The organism is Marinobacter profundi (genome assembly GCF_002744715.1).
In the GTDB taxonomy this organism is placed as follows: Bacteria; Pseudomonadota; Gammaproteobacteria; order Pseudomonadales; family Oleiphilaceae; genus Marinobacter; species Marinobacter profundi.
Genome location: NZ_KZ319374.1, coordinates 75,436 through 96,174 on the forward strand (window position 1 = coordinate 75,436; position 20,739 = coordinate 96,174).

General features: G+C 63.5%; 19 protein-coding genes. 8 read left to right on the forward strand and 11 right to left on the reverse strand.

What is annotated here, in order from left to right; all coding sequences use genetic code 11:
• Nucleotides 1-47: 47 nt before the first annotated feature.
• Entirely contained in the window at nt 48-1,712 is a 1,665-nt protein-coding gene (locus CLH61_RS14555) for a CocE/NonD family hydrolase (RefSeq protein WP_099615488.1), read from the reverse strand.
• A 230-nt stretch (nt 1,713-1,942) separates the two neighbouring features.
• Here CLH61_RS14555 and CLH61_RS14560 point away from each other — a divergent pair, with 230 nt between their 5' ends.
• From CLH61_RS14560 to CLH61_RS14570, 3 genes are all read left to right on the forward strand, one after another.
• On the forward strand, nt 1,943-3,043 hold the full coding sequence (locus CLH61_RS14560) for a M14 family zinc carboxypeptidase (RefSeq protein WP_099615489.1): 1,101 nt from the start codon (nt 1,943-1,945) through the stop codon (nt 3,041-3,043).
• A gap of 1 nt (nt 3,044) precedes the next feature.
• The gene (locus tag CLH61_RS14565) at nt 3,045-3,779 is read left to right on the forward strand and encodes an alpha/beta fold hydrolase (protein WP_099615490.1); all 735 of its coding nucleotides are present in this window, start codon (nt 3,045-3,047) and stop codon (nt 3,777-3,779) included.
• 113 nt (nt 3,780-3,892) lie between these two features.
• Nucleotides 3,893-4,510 (forward strand): glutathione S-transferase family protein, encoded by a 618-nt coding sequence (locus CLH61_RS14570; RefSeq protein ID WP_099615491.1) that lies wholly within the window; start codon nt 3,893-3,895, stop codon nt 4,508-4,510.
• Nucleotides 4,511-4,566: 56 nt separating this feature from the next.
• Here the strand turns inward: CLH61_RS14570 and CLH61_RS14575 are convergent, their stop codons facing one another.
• The 10 genes from CLH61_RS14575 to CLH61_RS14620 all read right to left on the reverse strand — a co-directional run bounded on the left by CLH61_RS14575 (nt 4,567) and on the right by CLH61_RS14620 (nt 14,137).
• Nucleotides 4,567-5,679 (reverse strand): GGDEF domain-containing protein, encoded by a 1,113-nt coding sequence (locus CLH61_RS14575; protein ID WP_170003754.1) that lies wholly within the window; start codon nt 5,677-5,679, stop codon nt 4,567-4,569.
• 152 nt (nt 5,680-5,831) lie between these two features.
• A complete protein-coding gene (trpC, locus tag CLH61_RS14580; RefSeq protein WP_099615493.1) occupies nt 5,832-6,644 on the reverse strand; it encodes an indole-3-glycerol phosphate synthase TrpC in 813 nt (270 codons plus the stop codon).
• A gap of 174 nt (nt 6,645-6,818) precedes the next feature.
• Nucleotides 6,819-7,847 (reverse strand): anthranilate phosphoribosyltransferase, encoded by a 1,029-nt coding sequence (gene trpD / locus CLH61_RS14585; protein WP_099615494.1) that lies wholly within the window; start codon nt 7,845-7,847, stop codon nt 6,819-6,821.
• 14 nt (nt 7,848-7,861) lie between these two features.
• Complete coding sequence (locus CLH61_RS14590; protein ID WP_099615495.1) at nt 7,862-8,440, reverse strand: aminodeoxychorismate/anthranilate synthase component II; 579 nt, start codon at nt 8,438-8,440, stop codon at nt 7,862-7,864.
• 16 nt (nt 8,441-8,456) lie between these two features.
• Nucleotides 8,457-9,944, reverse strand: a complete 1,488-nt coding sequence (gene trpE / locus CLH61_RS14595) for an anthranilate synthase component I (RefSeq protein WP_099615496.1) — start codon at nt 9,942-9,944, stop codon at nt 8,457-8,459.
• Between the two features lie 243 nt (nt 9,945-10,187).
• Nucleotides 10,188-10,877, reverse strand: coding sequence for a phosphoglycolate phosphatase (locus tag CLH61_RS14600; RefSeq protein ID WP_099615497.1), 690 nt, complete (start codon nt 10,875-10,877; stop codon nt 10,188-10,190).
• Nucleotides 10,874-11,560, reverse strand: a complete 687-nt coding sequence (rpe, locus tag CLH61_RS14605) for a ribulose-phosphate 3-epimerase (RefSeq protein WP_099615498.1) — start codon at nt 11,558-11,560, stop codon at nt 10,874-10,876. Before rpe ends, CLH61_RS14600 begins: the two co-directional genes overlap by 4 nt.
• Nucleotides 11,561-11,624: 64 nt before the next feature.
• Nucleotides 11,625-12,407, reverse strand: a complete 783-nt coding sequence (locus CLH61_RS14610) for a DnaJ domain-containing protein (protein WP_099615499.1) — start codon at nt 12,405-12,407, stop codon at nt 11,625-11,627.
• 4 nt (nt 12,408-12,411) lie between these two features.
• Nucleotides 12,412-13,092 (reverse strand): N-acetylmuramate alpha-1-phosphate uridylyltransferase MurU, encoded by a 681-nt coding sequence (murU, locus tag CLH61_RS14615; RefSeq protein ID WP_099615500.1) that lies wholly within the window; start codon nt 13,090-13,092, stop codon nt 12,412-12,414.
• Nucleotides 13,093-13,096: 4 nt separating this feature from the next.
• The gene (locus CLH61_RS14620; RefSeq protein ID WP_099615501.1) at nt 13,097-14,137 is read right to left on the reverse strand and encodes an aminoglycoside phosphotransferase family protein; all 1,041 of its coding nucleotides are present in this window, start codon (nt 14,135-14,137) and stop codon (nt 13,097-13,099) included.
• A gap of 227 nt (nt 14,138-14,364) precedes the next feature.
• Between CLH61_RS14620 and CLH61_RS14625 the strand changes: the two genes are divergently transcribed.
• The 5 genes from CLH61_RS14625 to CLH61_RS14645 are packed head-to-tail and all read left to right on the forward strand — an operon-like array spanning nt 14,365 to nt 20,732.
• On the forward strand, nt 14,365-16,728 hold the full coding sequence (locus CLH61_RS14625; RefSeq protein WP_456085555.1) for an LPS-assembly protein LptD: 2,364 nt from the start codon (nt 14,365-14,367) through the stop codon (nt 16,726-16,728).
• Nucleotides 16,729-16,771: 43 nt separating this feature from the next.
• Nucleotides 16,772-18,091: a peptidylprolyl isomerase gene (locus CLH61_RS14630; RefSeq protein WP_099615502.1), complete on the forward strand. Its 1,320-nt coding sequence runs from the start codon at nt 16,772-16,774 to the stop codon at nt 18,089-18,091.
• Complete coding sequence (pdxA, locus tag CLH61_RS14635) at nt 18,088-19,098, forward strand: 4-hydroxythreonine-4-phosphate dehydrogenase PdxA (RefSeq protein WP_099615503.1); 1,011 nt, start codon at nt 18,088-18,090, stop codon at nt 19,096-19,098. The genes CLH61_RS14630 and pdxA overlap by 4 nt, the downstream gene beginning before the upstream one ends.
• Nucleotides 19,095-19,928 (forward strand): 16S rRNA (adenine(1518)-N(6)/adenine(1519)-N(6))-dimethyltransferase RsmA, encoded by an 834-nt coding sequence (gene rsmA, locus CLH61_RS14640; RefSeq protein ID WP_099615504.1) that lies wholly within the window; start codon nt 19,095-19,097, stop codon nt 19,926-19,928. The genes pdxA and rsmA overlap by 4 nt, the downstream gene beginning before the upstream one ends.
• 3 nt (nt 19,929-19,931) lie before the next feature.
• A complete protein-coding gene (locus CLH61_RS14645) occupies nt 19,932-20,732 on the forward strand; it encodes a symmetrical bis(5'-nucleosyl)-tetraphosphatase (protein WP_099615505.1) in 801 nt (266 codons plus the stop codon).
• Nucleotides 20,733-20,739 lie beyond the last annotated feature (7 nt).

Genomic DNA, 20,739 nt, shown 5'->3' on the forward strand with positions numbered 1-20,739 from the left:
AGGCGGGAAATTTTTCATGGCCGCCCGTCGCCCGTTGCCGGCGGACCTCAGAGCGCCGGCACCTCCAGGGTGGACAGCTGGCCGTTGCTGAACTCGAAATCAACCCGCGTGGTGCCGCCCTCCGGGTATTCGTAGAGGATGTCGCGGGTATCCACCACCAGCACCAGCCGGTTGCCGGCCGGCACGTCATAGGCCGTCGCAACCAGGTCGACCGTGACCGCCACGGTTTCGCCGGCAGTTGCCTCGGGCAGGGTGACCGGGGCGTGGGTAATCAGCTTGCCGGTGCCCGCCCAGTCCATATCGTAGAGATAGGCCACCAGCTGGGCATGGCGGTCAGCGGGCGTAATCTGCAGCGTGACCCTGGGGATACCGCGGATAGCGAGGGTTTCGTCCAGGCGACCGGTCTGGAACCAGATGCTGCGGTTCTGGCCAAGCAGCGGAATGGGAGCAGTGACCGGTACCTTGAGCTGGGTAAACACCTGTGACGCAAGTGGAATGCCGGTGCCCGCCAGGGTGTCGGCCCAGGAGCTGATGCCAATGCTGCGGGCCTGCCAGCTTTGCCAGGGCGATTCGCGCAGGCTGCCGGGAGTGAACAGGCTGCGTGGGTGCAGGTACCAGCGCCGGGGCCGAGCTTCCGGCACCGGGAAGGCCGTGAAACCTTCATAGCGGTCGGTGAACTGCACCTTCATCTGCACCGGGAGCTGGTCGTCAATGGCACTGGGCACACCCTTCAGATGACTGTCGAACCAGCGTTGCACATTGTTCCAGATGCGGGTGTTGCCATCGCCGAGCATGCCGATGATTTCGGTACCGGCGTGGGTGCCGGCCTGCAGGTCAATATGCTTGGGGCCGTTGAGCCTGTGGTGCAGCTCAAGCGGGCTGTTGGGCTGGAACAGGTTGTCGCCCCAGTTGTTGGCCTGATACACCGCGGTGCCGTTGGCATTGAGCTGGTCAACGTAGTTCAGGGGCGAGCGTATGCTGGCCCAGGCGATGGTCTGCTCCACGTTGCGGTGATTGCGGACGTTACTCCACAGCGCACTGATCGCCGGGTCGGGACGACCCAGCAGTTCGCCACTGAGGGTCAGCAACTCGCCCCAGACCAGGCGGGGAGTCTGGCCGGCATAGAGCGCCTCCACCAGGCTGCCCCAGCCACTCATCGCGGCAACAGCGCGGACCCGGTCATCGTGGGCGGCGGCCAGCAGGCTGATCCCGGCGCCATAGGAAATACCGGCGGCACCGATCCGTTCGGGATCGGTGGCGGTGTTGGCGAGCAGCCAGTCCAGCACCCGGGAGAAATCGTCCATGTCTTTCGGGCCAGCGGTGTCCACCAGGCCGCCGGAATTACCCCAGCCGCGGGAGGAATAGCTCAGTACGATGTAGCCCTGCTCCGCCAGGCGCCCGGCTGCGGCCAGGTACTCGTACTCGTTGAGGGCCCAGCTGTTAATGAAGACAATGGCCGGATAGCTGGATTCACCGGAGGTCGGGATGAACACGTTGGCCTCCAGGTTGATCCCGTCGCTGCCACGGATCACGATGTCATCGTTGGTGGTATACACCGCGGACTCGGGGAACAGCGGCTGGTTGAGGATGCCGGCGACCAGGGAGGCAACCGGGTACAGTGCCGAGGAGCCCGCGGCATGCAGCAGCGGGCTGAAACAGAGCAGTAGGACAAGCGCGGGCCACCATGTCCGGGGCCGGTTTGGATTCGTCATTGGGTTGTACCTTTGCAGTGATCTTGCTGTTGTTGTTCGGGTAAGGGGAGGCTCCGGTACCGCGGGAGACCGGATCAGGTTAGGCGGTTCGCCGCGCCGCGGTCCGTGCCGAGGTCACAGTGCGACGAGGCCGAATGGGCCAATCGCCACCGCACCCCGGGGCCCGCTGTCAACCAATTGCAGCAATGCCGTGGCACGCTGGCAGGCGAACCCGCCGGGAGTGCAGCCAGATGCCTGAACTGAAAACGGAAACCCCCCATACCGCCATTGCCGCCGAGAAGGCGTCCCGTGACCGCCGGCAGCGACATCAGTTGCGGACCTTCCTGCCGGAGCTGGTGAGCCTCGAACGGATGCTGGCAGAAGCCCCGCCGCAGGTGAGCAGCCGGGTCGTCGAGCGCGTGGAGGTGGCCGGCCTGACCCTGCCGCTGTACCGGGTGGACCTGGGCAGTCGGGCTGCGGACGCGCCGGCGCTGTTGCTGGTGGGTGGCGTGCATGGCCTGGAGCGCATCGGCAGCCAGGTCGTCATGGCCTGGTTGCAGAGTCTGTTATCCCGCCTGCACTGGGATGACGCCCTGCGCGGCCTGCTGGACTCGGTCCACATCACCCTGCTGCCGATTCTCAACCCCGGTGGCATGTATCTGAACCAGCGCAGTAACCCCAACGGCGTTGACCTCATGCGTAACGCGCCGATTACCGCCCAGGACCGCAGTGCGTTTTTGCTGGGTGGGCAGCGTTTGTCGCCCCGGCTGCCCTGGTATACCGGGCGCCCGGAGCAGGGCATGGAGCCGGAGAACCTCGCCCTTGAACGGGTCATCGGCGACCTGTTGCCGGGCCGGCCGTTCAGTGTCGCGCTGGACTGCCACTCCGGATTTGGCTGGCAAGACCAGATCTGGTTCCCCTATGCCTACCGCCGCCGGCCCATGCGGCGGATTGCCTCGGTGATGGCTCTCAAGCTGACCTGGGAACAGGCCTACCCCAATCACGATTACCGCTTCGAGCCCCAGTCCCGTCATTACCTTACCCACGGTGACCTGTGGGATTACCTGTACAAGCAGATCAACAAGGTGAGTGATGGCGCATTTCTGCCGCTGACCCTGGAAATGGGCTCCTGGCGCTGGATCCGCAAGCGGCCCCGCCAGTTGCTGCGGCTCGACGGCCTGTTCAACCCCCAGGTGCCGCACCGGCACCAGCGGGTGTTGCGCAGTCACCTCACCTTCATCGATTTCCTGCTCCACGCAGCAGCCAGTCACCACAACTGGTTGCCGGAAGGTGAGCGGGAGTCCATGCTGAGAGAGGCGGCGATCATGCACTGGTACAGGGAGCCCCATTAGCATGCACTGGATTCTGTTGCGCGGCCTGACCCGGGAGCAGGCGCACTGGGGCGAATTTGCCGAGCGCCTGCGGCAAGCTTTTCCCGGCCACCACTTTCACACCGTGGACCTGCCCGGCACCGGTGTGCATTACCGCGATCCCAGCCCGGCAAGCATTGCCGGAATCCGTGAGCTGGTGTGCCGACAGGTCAGCCACATTCCCCGGCCCTATGGCCTGCTGGCGCTGTCGATGGGGGGGATGGTGGCGCTGGACTGGGCCCAGCATGCCCCGGACGGTGAAATCCAGGAGCTGGTGCTGATCAATACCAGTTCCGGATTCAGCCCGCCGTGGCAGCGGATGCGGCCCGCGGGCTGGCCGCGCATCCTGCGGTTACTGCTGCGGCGTGAACTGTTTGACCGGGAGCGGGATATCCTGCAACTCACCTGCAACCGTCCGGTGGCGCTGGCGACCGTCAAGCACTGGTACCGTATCCAGCGCCAGCGTCCGGTGAGCCCGGCCAATGCCCTGCAGCAACTGCGGGCGGCCGCAACCTATAAGCCCCTCGACCGGCGACCGCTGCCCGACGCCCTGGTGCTGGCCAGCCGCGGAGACCGTATCGTGCACTGGCAATGCAGTGCCACCCTCGCCCGCCGCTGGCAGTGGACCCTGCAGGTTCACCCGGATGCCGGCCATGACCTGCCCCTTGATGATCCGGACTGGCTGGTGCGCCAGCTAGACAACTGGCTGGCCCGCTGACGCTCCGGGTGGAACGGTTGCTTGACGCAACCGCATTTCGGCGTCAGGCTCTGTCCTGTCTTGCAACCTGTTTACTATCGATGCTGATTTCAGCCATGACGGAGGCGATAACAATGAAAATCTTCGAAAACAAAACTGCTCCCAACCCCCGCCGTGTGCGGATGTTCATGGCAGAGAAAGGCCTGCTGGACCAGGCCGAGTTTGTGGAACTGGACCTGCAGAAGGGTGATAACCTCACACCGGAATTTGTTGCCCGCAATCCAATGAAGAAGGTGCCGGTACTGGAGCTGGATGATGGCACCTGTATTGCCGAAACCATGGCCATTTGCCGCTATTTCGAAGAGGCCTATCCGGACAGCCCCCGCTTGCTGGGAGACAACGCGCGGGAAAAGGCGCTGATCGAGCAGTGGCTGCGCTGGATCGATTTCTATTTCTTCCTGCCCACCGGCATGTGTTTCCAGCACACCAGCGGCTATTTCAAGGACCGGATGAACCCCATCAAGGAATGGGGCGAGGAATGCCGCGGTTCCATCGAGAAGTTCATGCACTTCCTCGACAAGCAGCTGGCCGGCAAGGAATTCATCTGCTGTGACCGGCTCACCGCCGCAGACCTCAACGCCTTCGCCACGGTGGCCTTCGCCCGCGTGGTGGCGGTACGAATCCAGCCGGATCAGGCCAACCTTCAGGCCTGGTACGATCGGATGAAGCAGCGGCCATCGGCCGCAGTGTAAGCGCCGGCCTGTCCGGCCGTGCCGGAATGTTGCCCAGCGGTTGAGCGGAAGCGGGCTCAGCCGGGCTGGTCGGCTTGCACCACCCGGTTGCGTCCCGCACTCTTGGCCTCGTAGAGCGCCTCATCGGCACGGCTGATGAGCGTGGTGACCGTGTCATCGGGGCGGAACGAGCTGACGCCGAGACTGATGGTCTGGTGAATGACCTCGTTGCCGGTTTGGACCGGGGCGTCGTCCATCGCCGCCCGAATCTTCTCGGCAACCTGGCCGGCGCCTTCCGGCCCGGTCTCCGGCAACAGGATCAACAATTCCTCGCCCCCCCAGCGACAGACAATGTCCTGCGCCCGGATCGCTGCTTGCAGGCGCCGGGCGGTTTCCTGCAGCACCAGGTCGCCGGCCTCGTGACCGTAGGTATCGTTGACCTTCTTGAATCGGTCGAGATCGCCGAGCACGATGCTGAACGGGGTTCCCGTGCGTCGTGCCCGGTTAACCTCGTGGACCATCAGTGGATGCATCGGGCGCCGGTTCAGCAGCCCGGTCAGCTGGTCGGTAGAGGCTATCTCGGTCAGTTCCTGGCGCGCGAGGAACTCGCGGATTCGCAGGTGTCGCACCGCTGCAGTCGCGACCAGGGTGATCACCACCATCACCATGGGGTCGAACAGCAGGGGTAGCAGCATGGCCCGCGGAATACCGGCAAACGGCGCGATGACCAGGAAGATGACGAACGGCGTCAGGAAAACCAGGCACCACTCGCGCAAGCCGCGTATCGCCAGTGCCGTTACGCCGAAAAAGGTGATCACCAGGCCGTTGCTGAGCTGGGTCATGTTGTCGGGGTGGTCGCGGTAATGGATCAGGAACAGGGCGAGGATCATCACCATCACCGAGATGCCCAGCATTCGCAGCAGTGCCCTTGCGGGCAGTTGCGGGCGCCCGAAGTGCAGGGCTGCCAGGGTCAGCAGGCCGCACAGCACGCCGGGAATGCGGAACAGCAGTTCGGCCATCCAGAGCCCTTCGCTGTCGACATTCCGCAGGTGGTGGCTGGTCTGGTACATCGGCATGGTGATCAGGACCACCCACGCCATGATTATGGCGACGCGCTGCTCCACCAGATCGGTGTCGGATTCGAAGGCGGCAAGCCACTTGTCGGGGATACGAGGTTGGGGAATTCGCACTGATGGCTTCCGCAGCTGGAACAGATGTGCCATTTTCGCGGGAATTGGTTGCATTTGCCAATAATGCATAGTGCGTATGCACTTGGGAGTAGTACGCACTGTGCTGTCCTGCGGAGATCTCCGGAGGCAGCACAGTGGTGCTCAGCAGGTAATCAGAAGAACAGTTCCCGCAACCGGGTGCCCGGGTCGTCGGCACGCATGAAGGATTCGCCGACCAGGAACCCGTAGATTCCCCGGCGGGTCATTGCCTCCACATCGTCCCGGGTCATGATGCCGCTTTCGGTGATGGTCAGGCGGTCGGCGCTGATGCGCTGGTGCAGGTTGAAGGTGGTCTCCAGGGACACCTCGAACGTGTGCAGGTTGCGGTTATTGATGCCCACCAGTGGCGTTCGCAGGGTGAGGGCATCGTCCATTTCCGCGCCATCGTGGACCTCTACCAGGACATCCAGGCCGATCTCATGAGCGATACCTTCCAGCTCCTGCAGCTGGTTCCGGGTGAGGCAGGCGGCAATCAGCAGGATACAGTCGGCGCCAATCGCCCGGCTTTCGTACACCTGATAAGGCGCCACCATGAAGTCCTTGCGGATCACCGGCAGGCTGCAGGCGGCCCGGGCGGCTTTCAGGTAGTCTTCGTGGCCCTGGAAGAAGTCCTTGTCGGTAAGCACCGACAGGCAGGCGGCGCCGCCTTTCTCGTAACTCTCGGCAATGCGTTCCGGCTCAAACGGATCCCGCAGGATGCCTTTGCTCGGTGACGCCTTCTTGATTTCAGCGATGACCGCCGGCTGCTCTGCTTCGATACGAGTGCGCAGGGCATTTGCAAAACCGCGAGCCGGCGCCTGGTCACCGGCCATCGCTTTCAGGTCCGCGATGGAAACCTTGGGTTTCCGGTCGTCTATCTCTTCCCATTTGCGGTCAACGATTTTGCGCAGAATGGTGGGAGTCTTGTCCAAATGTCGTTCGGTCATGATTTGCCTGCTGAAATATGTGCAGGAGCCGATGATGGGGGCCTTTCCAAAACACGCCCACAAGTACGTCCCTGTAGGGCTTGGCTGTAGCCATCCATGGCTACAGACAGTTTTGGAAAGACCCCCATCACCGACTCATCAAATTTGGTCAGTGCCTTCTGGAGTTGATGGCCCTCAGAAACACTGGGAAAAATCAGCCAGCTCCGACATCTTGCCGGCCGCCAGCCCGGAACCCATGGCGTCCAGTGCCATGTCGACACCTTCTTTGGCGGTCCGCGCCAGCCCTGCGACATAGATGGCCGCGCCGGCGTTCAGGGCAATCAGGTCACGGGCCTTCTCGGTAATTTCGTCGTGGTCGCGACCAAAGGCGGCTTTGATCAGTTTCAGGGAGTCGTCCGAGGTTTCGACGGTCAGGCCCACCAGCGACTGGCTCTTCAGGCCCAGGTCTTCCGGAGTGATGTCGTACTCGGTGATTTCGCCATTCTTCAGTTCTGCCACGTGGGTGACGGTGGCCAGGCTGATTTCATCCAGGCCGTCCTTCGAACAGACCACCATGATGTGTTCGGCACCCAGGCGTTGCATGACTTCGGCCATGGGGCGGCACAGGGCCTTGTTGAAAACACCGATCAGCTGCCGTTTGACGCCCGCCGGGTTGGTCATGGGGCCGAGGATATTGAAAATGGTGCGGCATCCCAGTTCCTTGCGGGGGCCGATGGCGTGCTTCATGGCGCCGTGGTGGGCCGGGGCGAACATGAAACCGACGCCAATCTGTTCCACGCAGCGGGCGACCTGTTCCGGGGTCATGCCCAGGTTGATGCCGGCTTTCTCGATCAGGTCGGCACTGCCACTGTTGGACGATACGCCCCGGTTGCCGTGCTTGGCCACGTAACCGCCGGCGGCGGCGACGACGAACGCGGAGGCAGACGACACGTTGAACAGGTTGGCACCATCACCGCCGGTGCCAACGATGTCCACCAGCGGCTCGGCGTTTATCTCGACCCTGGTGGCCAGTTCCCGCATCACTTCGGTGGCGCCGGTGATCTCGTCAATGGTTTCGCTCTTCAGGCGCAACCCCATCAGGAAGGCGCCGATCTGGGCGTCGGTGGCTTCGCCGTTCATCACAATGCGCATGACATCCTTCATTTCTTCCCGGGACAGATCCAGGTTGGAGGCAATGCGGTTGAGTGCTTGTTTCATGTCCATGTGTCGGCCTCTTGTCATGTTCTCAGGAAGTTGCGCAGCAGTTCGTGGCCCTGCTCGGTCATGATCGACTCGGGGTGGAACTGCACGCCTTCGATTGGCAGGGTCTTGTGGCGAACGCCCATGATTTCCTCAATGGAACCGTCGTCGTTGCGGGTCCAGGCGGTGACTTCCAGGCACTCCGGCAAGGTGTCCTTGTCAATCACCAGACTGTGGTAGCGGGTGGCCTGCAGAGGATTGTTCAGGCCCCGGAAGACGCCGATGTCCTTGTGGTACACGGGGGAGACCTTGCCATGCATGACCCGGCCGGCACGGATGATATGGCCGCCATATACCTGGCCGATCGCCTGGTGGCCCAGGCAGATGCCAAGGATCGGCAGCTTGCCGGCAAAGTGGCGGATGGCAGCCATGGATATACCGGCTTCATTGGGCGTGCAGGGGCCCGGGGAGATCACCAGCCGCTCCGGCTGCAGGGCCTCGATCTGCTCGAGGCTGATTTCGTCGTTGCGGTGGACCTGCACGTCGGCACCCAGCTCGGCCAGATACTGCACCACGTTGTAGGTGAAGGAGTCGTAGTTATCGATCATCAGCAACATAAATCGTTCCTCCGCCTCAGTGGTCGTAGTCGTTGTAGGTCATGGCCACCGCCCTGAAGATGGCGCGGCCCTTGTTCATGGTCTCTTTCCATTCGAGGCGGGGAATGGAGTCTGCCACCACGCCGGCACCGGCCTGGATATGCAGGGTGTTGTCCTTGATCACCGCGGTGCGGATGGCAATGGCGGTGTCCATATTGCCGTTGAACGACAGGTAACCGACGGCACCGCCATACACACCGCGTTTCACCGGCTCCAGTTCGTCGATGATTTCCATGGCGCGGATTTTCGGGGCGCCGCTCAGGGTGCCAGCGGGCAGGGTGGCCCGGAGCACGTCCAGGCAGCTGGTGCCCGGTTTCAGGCGGCCGGTCACGTTGGAGACAATGTGCATCACGTGGGAATAGCGCTCCACGATCATCTTGTCGGTCAGCCTGACGGTACCGGTTTCCGAGACCCGGCCGGCGTCGTTGCGACCCAGGTCGATCAGCATCAGGTGCTCGGCAATCTCTTTCGGATCGGCCAGCAACTCATGTTCCAGCGCCTTGTCCTCGGCATCGGTGGCGCCGCGCTTGCGGGTGCCGGCGATGGGTCGTACGGTGACTTCCTCGTCTTCCACCCGGGCCAGGATTTCCGGTGACGAGCCGACAATGTGGAAGTCGTCCAGGTCGAGGAAGTACATGTACGGCGACGGGTTCAGTACCCGCAGCGAGCGGTACAGGTTCAGCGGCGGCGCTTCGAAGGGGATCGACATGCGCTGGGAGATCACCGTCTGCATCACGTCGCCGTCGAGCACGTAGCCTTTGATCTTGTCGACGGCGGCTTCGAAACGTTCCTGGGTAAAGCCGGATTTGAAGTCGCTTTCATCCACCACCTTGCCCCGCAGGTGTTCCGGGGTGCGGGGCGCGTTGGCGGTCTGCCGGTGCAGCTGGCTTTCCAGTTCGTCGAGGCGGGCCTGGGCCTGCGGGTAGGCGCCGCTAACGGACGGGTCCACGTGCACAATCAGGTGCAGTTTGCCGCGGAGGTTGTCGAACACCACGATTTCGTTGGACACCATCAGCAGGATATCCGGGGTGCCGATCTGGTCCGGCGGACAGCTGTGGCGCAGGCGCTTCTCGATGTAGCGAACTGTATCGTAACCGAAATAGCCCACCAGGCCGCCGTTGAAGCGGGGCAGTTCCGGCAGGTCCGGGGCGTTGAAGCGCTTCTGGTATTCGTCCACGAACTCGAGCGGGTCAGTCACCTCGGCCTGTTCCACCACCTCGCCATTGCGGCTGACCTCGATGCGGTGGTCGAACACCTTCAGCAGTTCGCGGCTGGGCAGGCCAATGATGGAGTAACGCCCCCATTTCTCGCCACCCTGAACCGATTCAAACAGGTAGGAATACGGGCCACTGGCGAGTTTCAGGTAGGTGCTGAGGGGAGTGTCCAGATCCGCCAGAACTTCGCGGTAGACGGGAATACGGTTATAGCCGGCTTCGGCGAGCTCGGTGAATTGCTCGGGTGTCATGTCTCGGTTTCCTGAAATCTGCTCTGCGTTGTGGGCGGGCGCCGGGGTATCCGGGCCGGCCTGATGGTTGCGGGCTCGACAGGCAGGAGCCAGTCAGCCGCCGGGCTTGCTCAGCCGGTGCGCCATCGCCACCATCGTGTTGCGCGGGTTGTGAGGATGCCTCGCGCTGCAGTCAGATTCAGTCCCTGCACGGCAGGAATCTCCCGAATTGAAGAGTTCAATGTGAATTACATCCTTGCGAGATTACAAAAGCTCGGCCAGGGAATCAACAACTGCATCGGCCCCGAGGCTGTCAACCGAGCCGCCGAAGTTGTAGCCGTAGCGTACCGCTACGCAGGGTATGCCGGCTGCCTGGGCGGCGCTGACGTCTGCCGCGGAGTCTCCCACCATCACCGTGGTACCGCGGGTGCCGCCCAGTTGCGTCATGGCATGCAGCAGTGGTGCCGGATCCGGCTTCTTGACGGCCAGGGTGTCGCCACCGACCCAGAGCCCAAAGTACCGGTCGAGTCCCGTCTGTTGCAGCAGGGGCGCGACAAACGGGTCGGGTTTGTTGGTGACCACCGCCATTCTGCAACCCAGCCCCTTCAAGTGCTCCAGGCACTCGATGACGCCGTCGAACACCACCGCATGCCGGCCGTTAAGTTGACGGTAGGCATGATAGAAAATTGCCAGGGCATCGTTGAACAGGGCGTCGTCCCGGGCGGTCGGCGGTTCCCAGTCCGTTTTGCGGGCCAGGGCGCGGCGCACCAGAATGCCGGCACCGTTGCCGACCCAGTCGCGCACCAGGTCGATGCCTGCCGGGGTTCTGCCCAGGTGCTCCAGCATCTGGTCGACGGCGGCGGCGAGGTCCGGTGCGCTGTCCACCAGGGTGCCATCCAGATCGAATAACGCTACCCCCGGCCAGCGGGGGTTGAACAGGCCCTGCAGGCTCATCCGCCAGTCACCGTGCGCGCCTGCGCCAGTTCCTCGCGCATGGCGTCGATGGTTGCCTTGTAATCCGGGGTGTTGAAGATGGCAGAGCCGGCCACGAAGGTGTCGGCACCGGCTTCGGCGATTTCGCGAATGTTGTCCACTTTCACGCCGCCATCGATCTCCAGGCGGATGTTGTAATTGCTGGCATCGATGCGCTGGCGGGCCTGGCGCAGCTTGTCGAGGGTGCCGGGGATGAACTTCTGGCCGCCAAAGCCCGGATTTACCGACATCAGCAGCACCATGTCGAGTTTGTCCATTACATAATCCATGTAGCTCAGCGGAGTAGCGGGGTTGAATACCAATCCGGCCTTGCAGCCGCCGTCGCGGATCAGTTGCAGGGAGCGGTCGACGTGACCGGAGGCCTCCGGATGGAAGGTGATGTAGCTGGCGCCGGCATCGATGAACATGCGGATCAGGTCGTCCACCGGTGACACCATCAGGTGAACGTCGATGGGGGCGGTGACACCGTGCTTGCGGAGTGCTTCGCAGACCATGGGGCCAATGGTCAGGTTCGGGACGTAGTGATTGTCCATCACATCAAAGTGCACAACGTCCGCGCCGGCGGCGAGAACATGATCGACTTCCTCGCCGAGGCGGGCGAAGTCGGCAGACAGGATGGATGGGGCAATCAGATAAGGGTTCATCACAGCTCTCTCGACTACATGGAAAATGGCGTGGTCAGCAGTCCCTGCCGCAAAGGCCTCCAGTCTACCAGCTTGAGGCCGGGTTTTTGGAGTTAAAAGCGTGCTCTTTGCGGATCAGTTCCCAGGCCTGCTGGTAGCGTAGCAGGCGCTCTTTGGCGCGGGCCTGTTCGGCCGGGCTGAGGCTTTGCTGGGCCAGTTTGTCGGGGTGGCATTCGGAGACTTTCTTGCGGTAAGCCCGTTTGATGGCAGCCAGGGATTCGCGCCGGGTGACGCCCAGCACCTGGCAGGCCTGGTCGTACGAGGTGGGTCTGGGCTGGTTCTCCGGCTGGGTAATCCAGACCTTGCTGGCATAACTGGCAAGAATGTCCTCGCTGATCCTGACCGGCAGGCCGAGCTGGTCGACGGCGTCCTCACAGCGATAGCGCCGCAGTTTTTGCGGCCGGCCATGCAGTTGGGCGGCATGGCACAGACAGAACGCCATGCGCAGTGCGGGCGACGGCCAGAACAGTCCTGTCAGGCGCATCAGCAGGGCTTTGCTGGCCGGCAGGTGGTCGACCGCCTTGCCGCGCTGGAACTGCCCGATGGCCTTGCGCCGCTGGCGCCCGGACAGCTGCAGGGCTTTCATCAGCGCTTCGGCAAAACCGATGTCGGTTTCGGTCACCCGGCCTTCTGCCCTGGCAAGGTAGCCCAACAGGTAAAACAGCGGCTTGCGGCACCAGCGTGGCAGGCCGGTGCGGGCGATCAGGGCGCTGGCCTGATGACCGCAAGCGGACAGTTCCTCCAGCAAGTCGCTGAACTCGGCATCCAGTCGGGCTGGCAGTTCCTGGTCCGGGTGGCGGCGGGTCATGGCGTCACGCCCGTGCGCGGCGTAATTGCCGGTCCAGCTGGCGCAGCCGTTCCGGTGTGCCGATGTCCAGCCAGTCACCCCGATGGTGAATGCCCCGGACCCGTTCCTCCGCCATGGCTGCGCGGAGCAGTGGCGCCAGCTTGCGGCTGCCGGGGGCGAGCCCCTCGAACAGGCGGCGGTGCAGCAGGCTGATGCCGGCGAAGGTCAGTTTCCCGGGGCCTTCAGCGCGTACCAGGCCGCCGCTGTCGAGGTGGAAGTCGCCGGCCGGGTGGTGGTCCGGATTGTCGCTCAGCACCAGGAGGGCGTCGGCGGAGGCGGTTGGCTGCAGCCGGAGCAGATCGAAATCGCACCAGATATCGCCGTTGATCACGAGAAACCAGTCCTCTCCGCCGGCGGTGAGCAGGGGCAAAGCCTGGATGATGCCGCCGGCGGTTTCCAGGGGTTCGGATTCCCGGGAGAAGGCAATATCGACGCCGAACTGTCCGCCGTCACCCAGCGTCTGCTCGATCTGGTCGCCGAGCCAGGCATGGTTGATGACGATCTGGCGGAAGCCGGCTGCTTTCAGACGCGCAAGGTGGTGCACGATCAGCGGCTTGCCACCGGCTTCCAGCAGGGGTTTGGGGGTGGTGAGCGTGAGCGGGCGCATGCGCTCGCCCTTGCCGGCGGCCAGGATCATAGCTTTCATAACGTCAGCCCTGACCGTTGGCAGACGCCAGCTGCTGCCCGATTTCAGGCACCACGCGGTCGAGCAGCCAGCCATGGAAGTGGCGCAGGGCGGGCTGCCGACTGCTGGCCTCCACCAGGTAGCCCACTGTGCGCGGAATGTCGCCGAGGTAGCCGGTCTTGCCGTCGCGCAGGGCGAGGCGGGCAAAAATGCCGGCGGCCTTGAGGTGGCGTTGCATGCCCATGAGCTCAAACCATTGCCGGAAGGTTTCGGCGTCGGCATGGTGCAGGCCCGCCGCACGACTGAGCAGGCGGTACTGTTCGGTCCATTGCTGCACGCGGTGTTCCGGCCAGCGGATGTAGCAGTCCTTTAGCAGCGACACCAGGTCGTAGGTTACCGGGCCGCGTACCGCGTCCTGGAAGTCGATGACACCGGGTGTCGGGCTGTCCGGGCGAACCAGCAGGTTGCGCGAGTGGTAGTCGCGGTGCACGGTGACTTCCGGCTGGGCCAGGGCGCTTTCCCGCAACAGCGCGAAGGTGGTGTCCAGCAAGGCCCGTTCGCTGTTGCTGAGGGTCAGGCCCAGCTGTTGCTCCAGCAGCCAGTCGGGGAACAGCGCCATTTCCCGCTCCAGCAGGGCGGTGTCATAGGGTGGCAGCGGGTAGTCGGCAGCATCGTTCAGTTGCTGGATGCGGCAGAGTTCGGCCATGGCGCCACTGTAGAGGTGGTCGGCACTATGGTCGTCCAGTTGGCCCAGCATCAGCTGGTCACCGAAGTCTTCCAGCAGCAGGAAGCCCTGTTCCAGGTCCGCTTCGATGACGTCCGGTACTGCAATGCCCTGGCCATGCCAGTGGCGGGCCAGGGCCACAAACGGCTGGCAGTCTTCGTGTTCCGGCGGTGCATCCATGACGATGAAGGGGCCATGGCGCGAAGCGCTGTCAACGCCCTGCCCGAGGACGCGAAAGTAGCGGCGAAAGCTGGCATCCCCGGAGACGGGGACTGGCTGGCTCTGTGCAAGGCCCGGGAATTGCCGGACCCACTGGGTCAGTTGCTGCAGGCGGGTATCCATGAATGTTGTGATCTGCTTCCGCGTTGGTCGGTCAGTTCGGGGGTGAATCTGAGAACGAAAGTTAGCAGATAAGCCGACAAAGGGTAAGCGGGTTACCCGGCGACAGAGCCGGTTTCCGTTAACAAGGCTGGGGTGGCCGTGTAAACTAGGCCGCGATTCGTTTTCGCCCACGACCGGGCCGGGCAGACCCGGCTGAACCAGGCTGCACACAGACAGGAACCCGCCACGTGCCAGTTTTTTCGACCAACCCGAAGCGCATGATGCCACTGGCAGGCCTGGTTGCGGGAATGGCGGTGGCTGTTCCGCCGTTGTCGGCCGCGGATGCGCCGACCGCGGCAGAGCTGGACTGGCGACCGCGTGCGGAGTTGCCTGCCGGCGTTCAGGCAAGGCTGCCGGCGTTCTGTGACGGCGGCTACCTGGCGCCGGAGGGTGCGGCAGGCGGTGATGAGTTGTTTGCCGGCGCGCCGGACACCGGTCAGCCGTTGCGCGCCAGCGGCCTGTCGGCCCGCTACGAGATTGATCGGGAACTCTACCTGAGTGGCGATGTCCGCCTGCAGCAGGGGCGCTTCGTGGTAACCGGTGACGAGGCACGTTATGACCAGGCAGCCGGCGCGGTGAGTGTCAGCGGGCCGCTGGTCAGCCGCGGTGATGGCTTCCTGCTGACCGGTGAACGCGCGGATTACGACCTGGGCAGCGGCCGTTTCGACATCAATACCGCGACCTTCCTGTTGCATGGCCCGGAAATGCGGGGTTCCGCCCGTTCCCTGGCCCGTATCAGTGAGAACCAGGTTGAGATTTCCGGAGGTTCCCTGACCACCTGTGCCCCCGGTCGTAACGACTGGGCGCTGGTGGCTTCCGAGATCGTCCTCGACCGGGCTGAAGGTTTCGGCACCGCCAGGCATGTGCGCCTGGAGGTCAGGGACATTCCGGTTTTCTACTGGCCCTACGCCAGTTTCCCGATCGACGACCGCCGCAAGTCAGGCTTCCTGTACCCGGCGTTCGGCACCTCCAATGCCGGCAGCGGGCTCTACCTGTCGACACCCTACTACCTGAACCTGGCGCCCCACTACGACGCCACCCTGAATCCCCAGTACATCCATGGCCGGGGCCTGTTCAACGAGGTGGAGGGGCGCTACCTCAGCCGATTTGGTGAATCCGTCCTGCAACTGGGCTACATCGGCAACGATGTGGAATACCAGGACGAGAATCCCGGCGCTGACGGGGAACGCTGGGCCCTGGACTTTTCCACCCGGGCGCAGCTCGGTGGGGGCTGGGCCGGTTACGGTGACTATTCCGTGGTGTCCGACGATGATTACCTCAGCGATCTCAACCGCACCCTGGAAATCAACCAGGCGACCCACCTGCAGCGTCGCGGCGGGTTCCGCTACCGCGATCGCAGCCAGTTTTTCGAGGCGTACCTCAACGGCTACCAGACCATCAACGACCGCATCGCGGCGGCCGACAAGCCCTATGCCCAGCTGCCGGAAGTGCTGTACGGCGTGACCACCGATTTCGGTCTGCTGGAAACCTCGCTGGAGAGCCAGTACAGCTGGTTCTATCGCGACAACACCGGGCTTACCGGGCTGGACCGGGCCAACGGCCAGCGGTTGCGGTTGCTGCCGGAAGTCGCCGTGCCACTGCGTGCGCAGTGGGGCTTTGCCCGCCCTTCGGTGACCCTTGATCACACCCGCTACCAGCTTGACGACTACGACCCCGGCAGCAGTATCGAGCGCACCGTGCCGGTGGTGGAGTGGGATTCCGGGCTGTATTTCGACCGCCAGTCCAGTCTGTTCGACATCCCCTATAACCAATCCCTGGAGCCCCGGCTGTACTATGCCTGGGCCGATGCCGACGCGGACCAGGACGACATTCCGGATTTCGATACCGCCCTCAAGTCGTTCAGCTTTGACCGCCTCTTCCAGCGCAACCGGTTCAGTGGTGGCGACCGGGTCGGTGATGCCAACCAGCTGACGGTTGCCCTGACCAGCCGCTTTAACGACCTGCTGACCGGGGCCGAGCGCGCCCGGGTGAGCCTCGGTCAGGTGTATTATTACGATGACCGCGAGGTCACCCTGGATGGCCTGGGTGCCGATAACCGCAGCGACTCGCCACTGGCCGGTGAGCTTGTGCTGCGGCCGCTCGATACCCTCGATATCCGCAGTTCCGGGTTATGGGATGCCCGTACCCGTAAGACCGAGGAAGGCCGCAGCCAACTGGTGTTCCACTCCGCCGATTACCGTTATCTGGCGAGCATTGGCCACACCTATAGTCGCGACAGTTTCGAACAGTCGGATATCGGTGCGGTTTTTCCTGTCACAGACCGTGTTAGTCTGATCGGCCGCTGGGTTTATGACTCGCAGCTCGATCGCACCGTGGGTACCCTGGCGGGGCTGGAGTACAACAATTGCTGCTGGAGTGTCCAGCTGGTCAACCAGAGTTACCTGACGGATGACAGTGAGCTGGATAACCGCATTCTGTTCCAGGTCCAGCTGAAGGGGCTTGGCGGCAGCAGCGGCTCGTCCAGCCAGATTTCCGAGGCCATTTACGGTTTCGATGAACGGGAGCGGCGCCGCTTTGGCGACCGCTACTGACGGCGTCGGCCGTCAGTCAGAATTTGATAACGCAGAGGTGACTATGAAGGCGAAGCTTCGCCGTGGTGTGTACATGCTGGTGCTGATGATGGCACTGGTGGTTCCGGCTGTCTCCCAGGCAGAGCGCCAGCCGCTCGACAAGGTCGTGGCCATTGTGGATGACGGCGTCATTCTGCAGACCGAGCTGGATAACCGCATCAACACCATCGTTACCCGGCTGGGCGCCCAGGGCACCGGGCTGCCACCGCGGGAGATCCTCGCGGAGCGGGTACTGGATCAGTTGATTACCGAGTCCATCCAGCTGCAGATGGCCGAGCAGATGGGGATGCGGGTCAGCGATAACGAGCTGAACGAAACCATGCGCTCGATTGCCGAGCGTAATGACATGACCATGGCCCAGTTCGAACAACAGCTCCAGCTGGAAGGGGTGAGCTATAACGAGGCGCGGGAGCAGATCCGCCGCGAGATGCTGAGCAGTCGGGTGCAGCAGCGCCGCGTCGGCAACCGGGTCCGGGTGACTGAAAGGGAAGTGGAAAACTATCTGGAAGCCCAGCGCAGCAACGGCGCCAGCCGGGCGGAATACCAGCTGGCCCATATCCTGGTTGCAGTGGAGGACAGTACGGATGAGGCCGCCGTTGCCGCTGCCCGCAGCAAGGCCGAGCGCTTGCGCCAGGAGATTCTTGAAGGCCGGGATTTCCGCTCGGTCGCGGTTGCCGAGTCTGATGCCAGCAACGCCCTTGAAGGCGGGGCGATGGGTTGGCGCCCGGAAAGCCAGTTGCCGTCGCTGCTCGAAGGGGTGGTTCCCACCCTGCCGGTGGGGGTGCCGTCCGAGGTGCTGGGTAACAGCAGCGGTTTCCACCTGGTCATGGTGCTGGACAAGCGCGGCGGTGATACCCGCCAGGTGATTGAACAGCACAAGGTGCGTCATATCCTGATTCGCCCGACCGAAACCATTAGTGATGCCCAGGCCGAGCAACACATTCGCGACATCCATCGCCAGTTGCAGGACGGTGCCGACTTTGCCGAGCTGGCCCGTGAGGTCTCCGATGATCCGGTATCCGGCTCGGCCGGTGGTGATCTGGGCTGGGTCAACCGCGGCCAAATGGTGCCGGAATTCGAAAGCGCGATGCTGGCGGCCAGGGTTGGCGAGCTGGAAGGCCCCTTCCGTTCCCAGTTTGGCTGGCACATCCTGCAGGTTCAGGAACGCCGCCAGAAGGACATCAGCGGTGAGCTGAAAGAAAGCGAGGCGCGCCAGTCGATTTACCGCCGCAAGTTTGACCAGGAATTGCAGAACTGGCTGCGGGAAATCCGCGACGAAGCCTTTGTTGAAATCAAGATTGGTGAGGCTGCAGACGCGTCATGACGGCACCGGTCATTCTCGCCCTGACCGCCGGTGAACCGGCGGGTATTGGTCCGGAACTCTGTGTCCAGCTGGCGGGGGAAGAGCGCACGGCCGGCATCGTGGTGGTGGCCAGTCCGGAACTGCTGGCGCAGCGGGCCGCCCAGCTTGGCCTGACCGTTGAGCTCCTGCCATGGCAGCCCGGCGATACCCCGGCGACAGCGGCGGGCAGGCTTTCGGTGCTGGCGGTAGCCGGGCTGGCGTCGGCTCGGGCCGGTCAGCTTGATCCGGCCAACAGTGGCTATGTCCTGGAGACCTTGACGGTGGCCGCCCGGGGCTGTCTCGACGGTACCTTTGACGGCATGGTTACCGCGCCGGTTCACAAGGGTGTAATCAACGAGGCCGGCATTCCGTTCAGTGGCCACACCGAATTCCTCCAGGAACTGTGCGGCGTCGAGCGGGTGGTGATGATGCTGGCAACCGCCGAGTTGCGGGTGGCGCTAGTGACCACTCACTTGCCGCTCAAGGACGTGTCCGCAGCCATTACCCCGGAGCGACTGAGCCAGGTGACGCGAATTCTCAACAACGATCTGCGCAGGTTCTTCGGCATTGCCAACCCGCGGATCCTGGTGGCCGGGCTCAATCCCCACGCCGGGGAGGGCGGTCACCTGGGGCGCGAGGAAATCGAGGTGATTGAGCCGGCTCTGCAGCAACTGCGCCGCGAGGGTATCCAGCTGACCGGTCCGTTGCCGGCGGATACCCTGTTCACCCCCCACTGGCTGGACCAGGCCGATGCGGTGCTGGCCATGTACCATGACCAGGGCCTGCCGGTACTGAAGTTTCAGGGTTTCGGCCGCGCCGTCAATATCACCCTCGGGTTGCCCATCGTCCGCACTTCGGTTGATCACGGCACGGCGCTGGATCTGGCCGGCAGCGGCAAGGCCGACGCCGGCAGCCTCCACACCGCGATAACCGTTGGCGAGCAGATGGCCCGCTGCCTGCGCGACAGCAAGAAGGAAGCACAGTCATGAGCCGGACGGCCGGCCACAAGGCCCGTAAACGCTTTGGTCAGAACTTTCTCCACGATCCGGGGGTGATCGAGCGCATCGTCCGTGCGATCAATCCTGCGCCGGACGACGCCATGGTCGAAATCGGCCCGGGTCTCGGTGCGTTGACCGAGGAAATCCTGGCGGTCAATCCGAACCTGCAGGTGGTGGAGCTGGACCGGGACCTGATCCCGGTGCTGCGCACCAAGTTTTTCAATTACCCGAATTTCCGGATTCACGAAGCGGATGCGCTGAGTTTTGATTTCAGCCAGCTGGCCACCGACAAGCCGTTGCGCATCGTGGGTAACCTGCCCTATAACATTTCCACGCCACTGATCTTTCACCTGCTGTCCCAGGCCGGCGTGGTGCAGGACATGCACTTCATGCTGCAGAAGGAAGTGGTGCAGCGGCTGGCGGCGATGCCGGGTGACAACAACTACGGCCGCCTCGGCATCATGGCGCAGTATTTCTGCCGTGTGCAGCCCTTGTTCGAGGTGGGTCCGGGGGCGTTCCGGCCGGCGCCGAAAGTGGATTCGGCCATCGTCCGGCTGGTGCCCCACCAGACCCTGCCGCATCCGGCACGGGACCTGGCAACACTGCAGGCGGTGGTGCGGACCGCGTTTAATGCCCGTCGCAAGACCCTGCGCAAGGCGCTGGCCGGTATGGTCTCGGTTGAGCAGTTGCAAAGCCTGGGGATCGACGACAACCTGCGGCCGGAAAACCTGTCGCTGGCCGACTACGTGGCGATTGCCGATCTGCTGGTGGCAAACCGGCCGGCCGACGCTGCCGCGGATGACGCGACCGGCGGGACCTGAGCCATGACGGACTACGCCATCGGTGACATCCAGGGCTGTTTCGACCGCCTGCTGGATGTCCTCGCCAAAGTGGATTTTTCGCCGTCCCGCGACCGCCTGTGGGTGGCCGGGGATCTGATCAATCGGGGCCCGGATTCGCTGGCCACGCTGCGTCACATCGAGGCGATGGGGAGTTCGGCGGTGGTGGTGCTGGGCAATCACGACCTGCATTTGCTTGCCGTAGCACTGGGCGGCCACAAGCCCAAGGCCAAGGACACCCTGGCGGATATCCTCGGGGCGCCCGACCACGACCGGCTGATCGAATGGCTGCGACAGCAGAATATCTGTGTCTATGACGGCGACCGCCAGCTGTTCATGGCTCACGCCGGGTTGCCCCATATCTGGAGCGTGGAGCAGGCGCGGGCGCATGGTCGTGAGCTGGAGGCAGTGATCCGTGGCCCTGGCGCAGGCGAATACTTCCGCCAGATGTATGGCAATTTCCCGGCCTGCTGGGACGATCGCCTCAGCGGCATGGAACGCTGGCGGATGATCACCAACTACTTTACCCGGATGCGATTCATTGCCGCGGATGGCACCCTCGAGCTGGCCACCAAGGAAGCCGCCGGCAAGGCGCCGGAAGGTTTTGCTCCCTGGTTCCGGTACCCCCGCAACGATGATGTTAAAGTCATCTTCGGGCACTGGGCGGCCCTGGAAGGCCAGACCGGCAGTGACCGCTTTATCGGCCTGGATACCGGCTGCGTCTGGGGCGGGGTATTGACCATGATGGATCTCGATACCGGGGAGCGTATCCACTGTGACTGCTGAATCTGCC

What these genes read in the sequence shown, in the direction of transcription:
- trpC (WP_099615493.1), bottom strand. Translation starts at nt 6,644, where the DNA reads ATGACCGAACGACATTTGGACAAGACTCCCACCATTCTGCGCAAAATC.
- CLH61_RS14560 (WP_099615489.1), top strand. Translation starts at nt 1,943, where the DNA reads ATGCCTGAACTGAAAACGGAAACCCCCCATACCGCCATTGCCGCCGAG.
- rpe (WP_099615498.1), bottom strand. Translation starts at nt 11,560, where the DNA reads ATGAACCCTTATCTGATTGCCCCATCCATCCTGTCTGCCGACTTCGCC.
- trpE (WP_099615496.1), bottom strand. Translation starts at nt 9,944, where the DNA reads ATGACACCCGAGCAATTCACCGAGCTCGCCGAAGCCGGCTATAACCGT.
- rsmA (WP_099615504.1), top strand. Translation starts at nt 19,095, where the DNA reads ATGAGCCGGACGGCCGGCCACAAGGCCCGTAAACGCTTTGGTCAGAAC.
- CLH61_RS14620 (WP_099615501.1), bottom strand. Translation starts at nt 14,137, where the DNA reads ATGGATACCCGCCTGCAGCAACTGACCCAGTGGGTCCGGCAATTCCCG.
- CLH61_RS14565 (WP_099615490.1), top strand. Translation starts at nt 3,045, where the DNA reads ATGCACTGGATTCTGTTGCGCGGCCTGACCCGGGAGCAGGCGCACTGG.
- murU (WP_099615500.1), bottom strand. Translation starts at nt 13,092, where the DNA reads ATGAAAGCTATGATCCTGGCCGCCGGCAAGGGCGAGCGCATGCGCCCG.
- CLH61_RS14600 (WP_099615497.1), bottom strand. Translation starts at nt 10,877, where the DNA reads ATGAGCCTGCAGGGCCTGTTCAACCCCCGCTGGCCGGGGGTAGCGTTA.
- CLH61_RS14555 (WP_099615488.1), bottom strand. Translation starts at nt 1,712, where the DNA reads ATGACGAATCCAAACCGGCCCCGGACATGGTGGCCCGCGCTTGTCCTA.
- CLH61_RS14610 (WP_099615499.1), bottom strand. Translation starts at nt 12,407, where the DNA reads ATGACCCGCCGCCACCCGGACCAGGAACTGCCAGCCCGACTGGATGCC.
- CLH61_RS14630 (WP_099615502.1), top strand. Translation starts at nt 16,772, where the DNA reads ATGAAGGCGAAGCTTCGCCGTGGTGTGTACATGCTGGTGCTGATGATG.
- pdxA (WP_099615503.1), top strand. Translation starts at nt 18,088, where the DNA reads ATGACGGCACCGGTCATTCTCGCCCTGACCGCCGGTGAACCGGCGGGT.
- CLH61_RS14645 (WP_099615505.1), top strand. Translation starts at nt 19,932, where the DNA reads ATGACGGACTACGCCATCGGTGACATCCAGGGCTGTTTCGACCGCCTG.
- trpD (WP_099615494.1), bottom strand. Translation starts at nt 7,847, where the DNA reads ATGGACATGAAACAAGCACTCAACCGCATTGCCTCCAACCTGGATCTG.
- CLH61_RS14570 (WP_099615491.1), top strand. Translation starts at nt 3,893, where the DNA reads ATGAAAATCTTCGAAAACAAAACTGCTCCCAACCCCCGCCGTGTGCGG.
- CLH61_RS14590 (WP_099615495.1), bottom strand. Translation starts at nt 8,440, where the DNA reads ATGTTGCTGATGATCGATAACTACGACTCCTTCACCTACAACGTGGTG.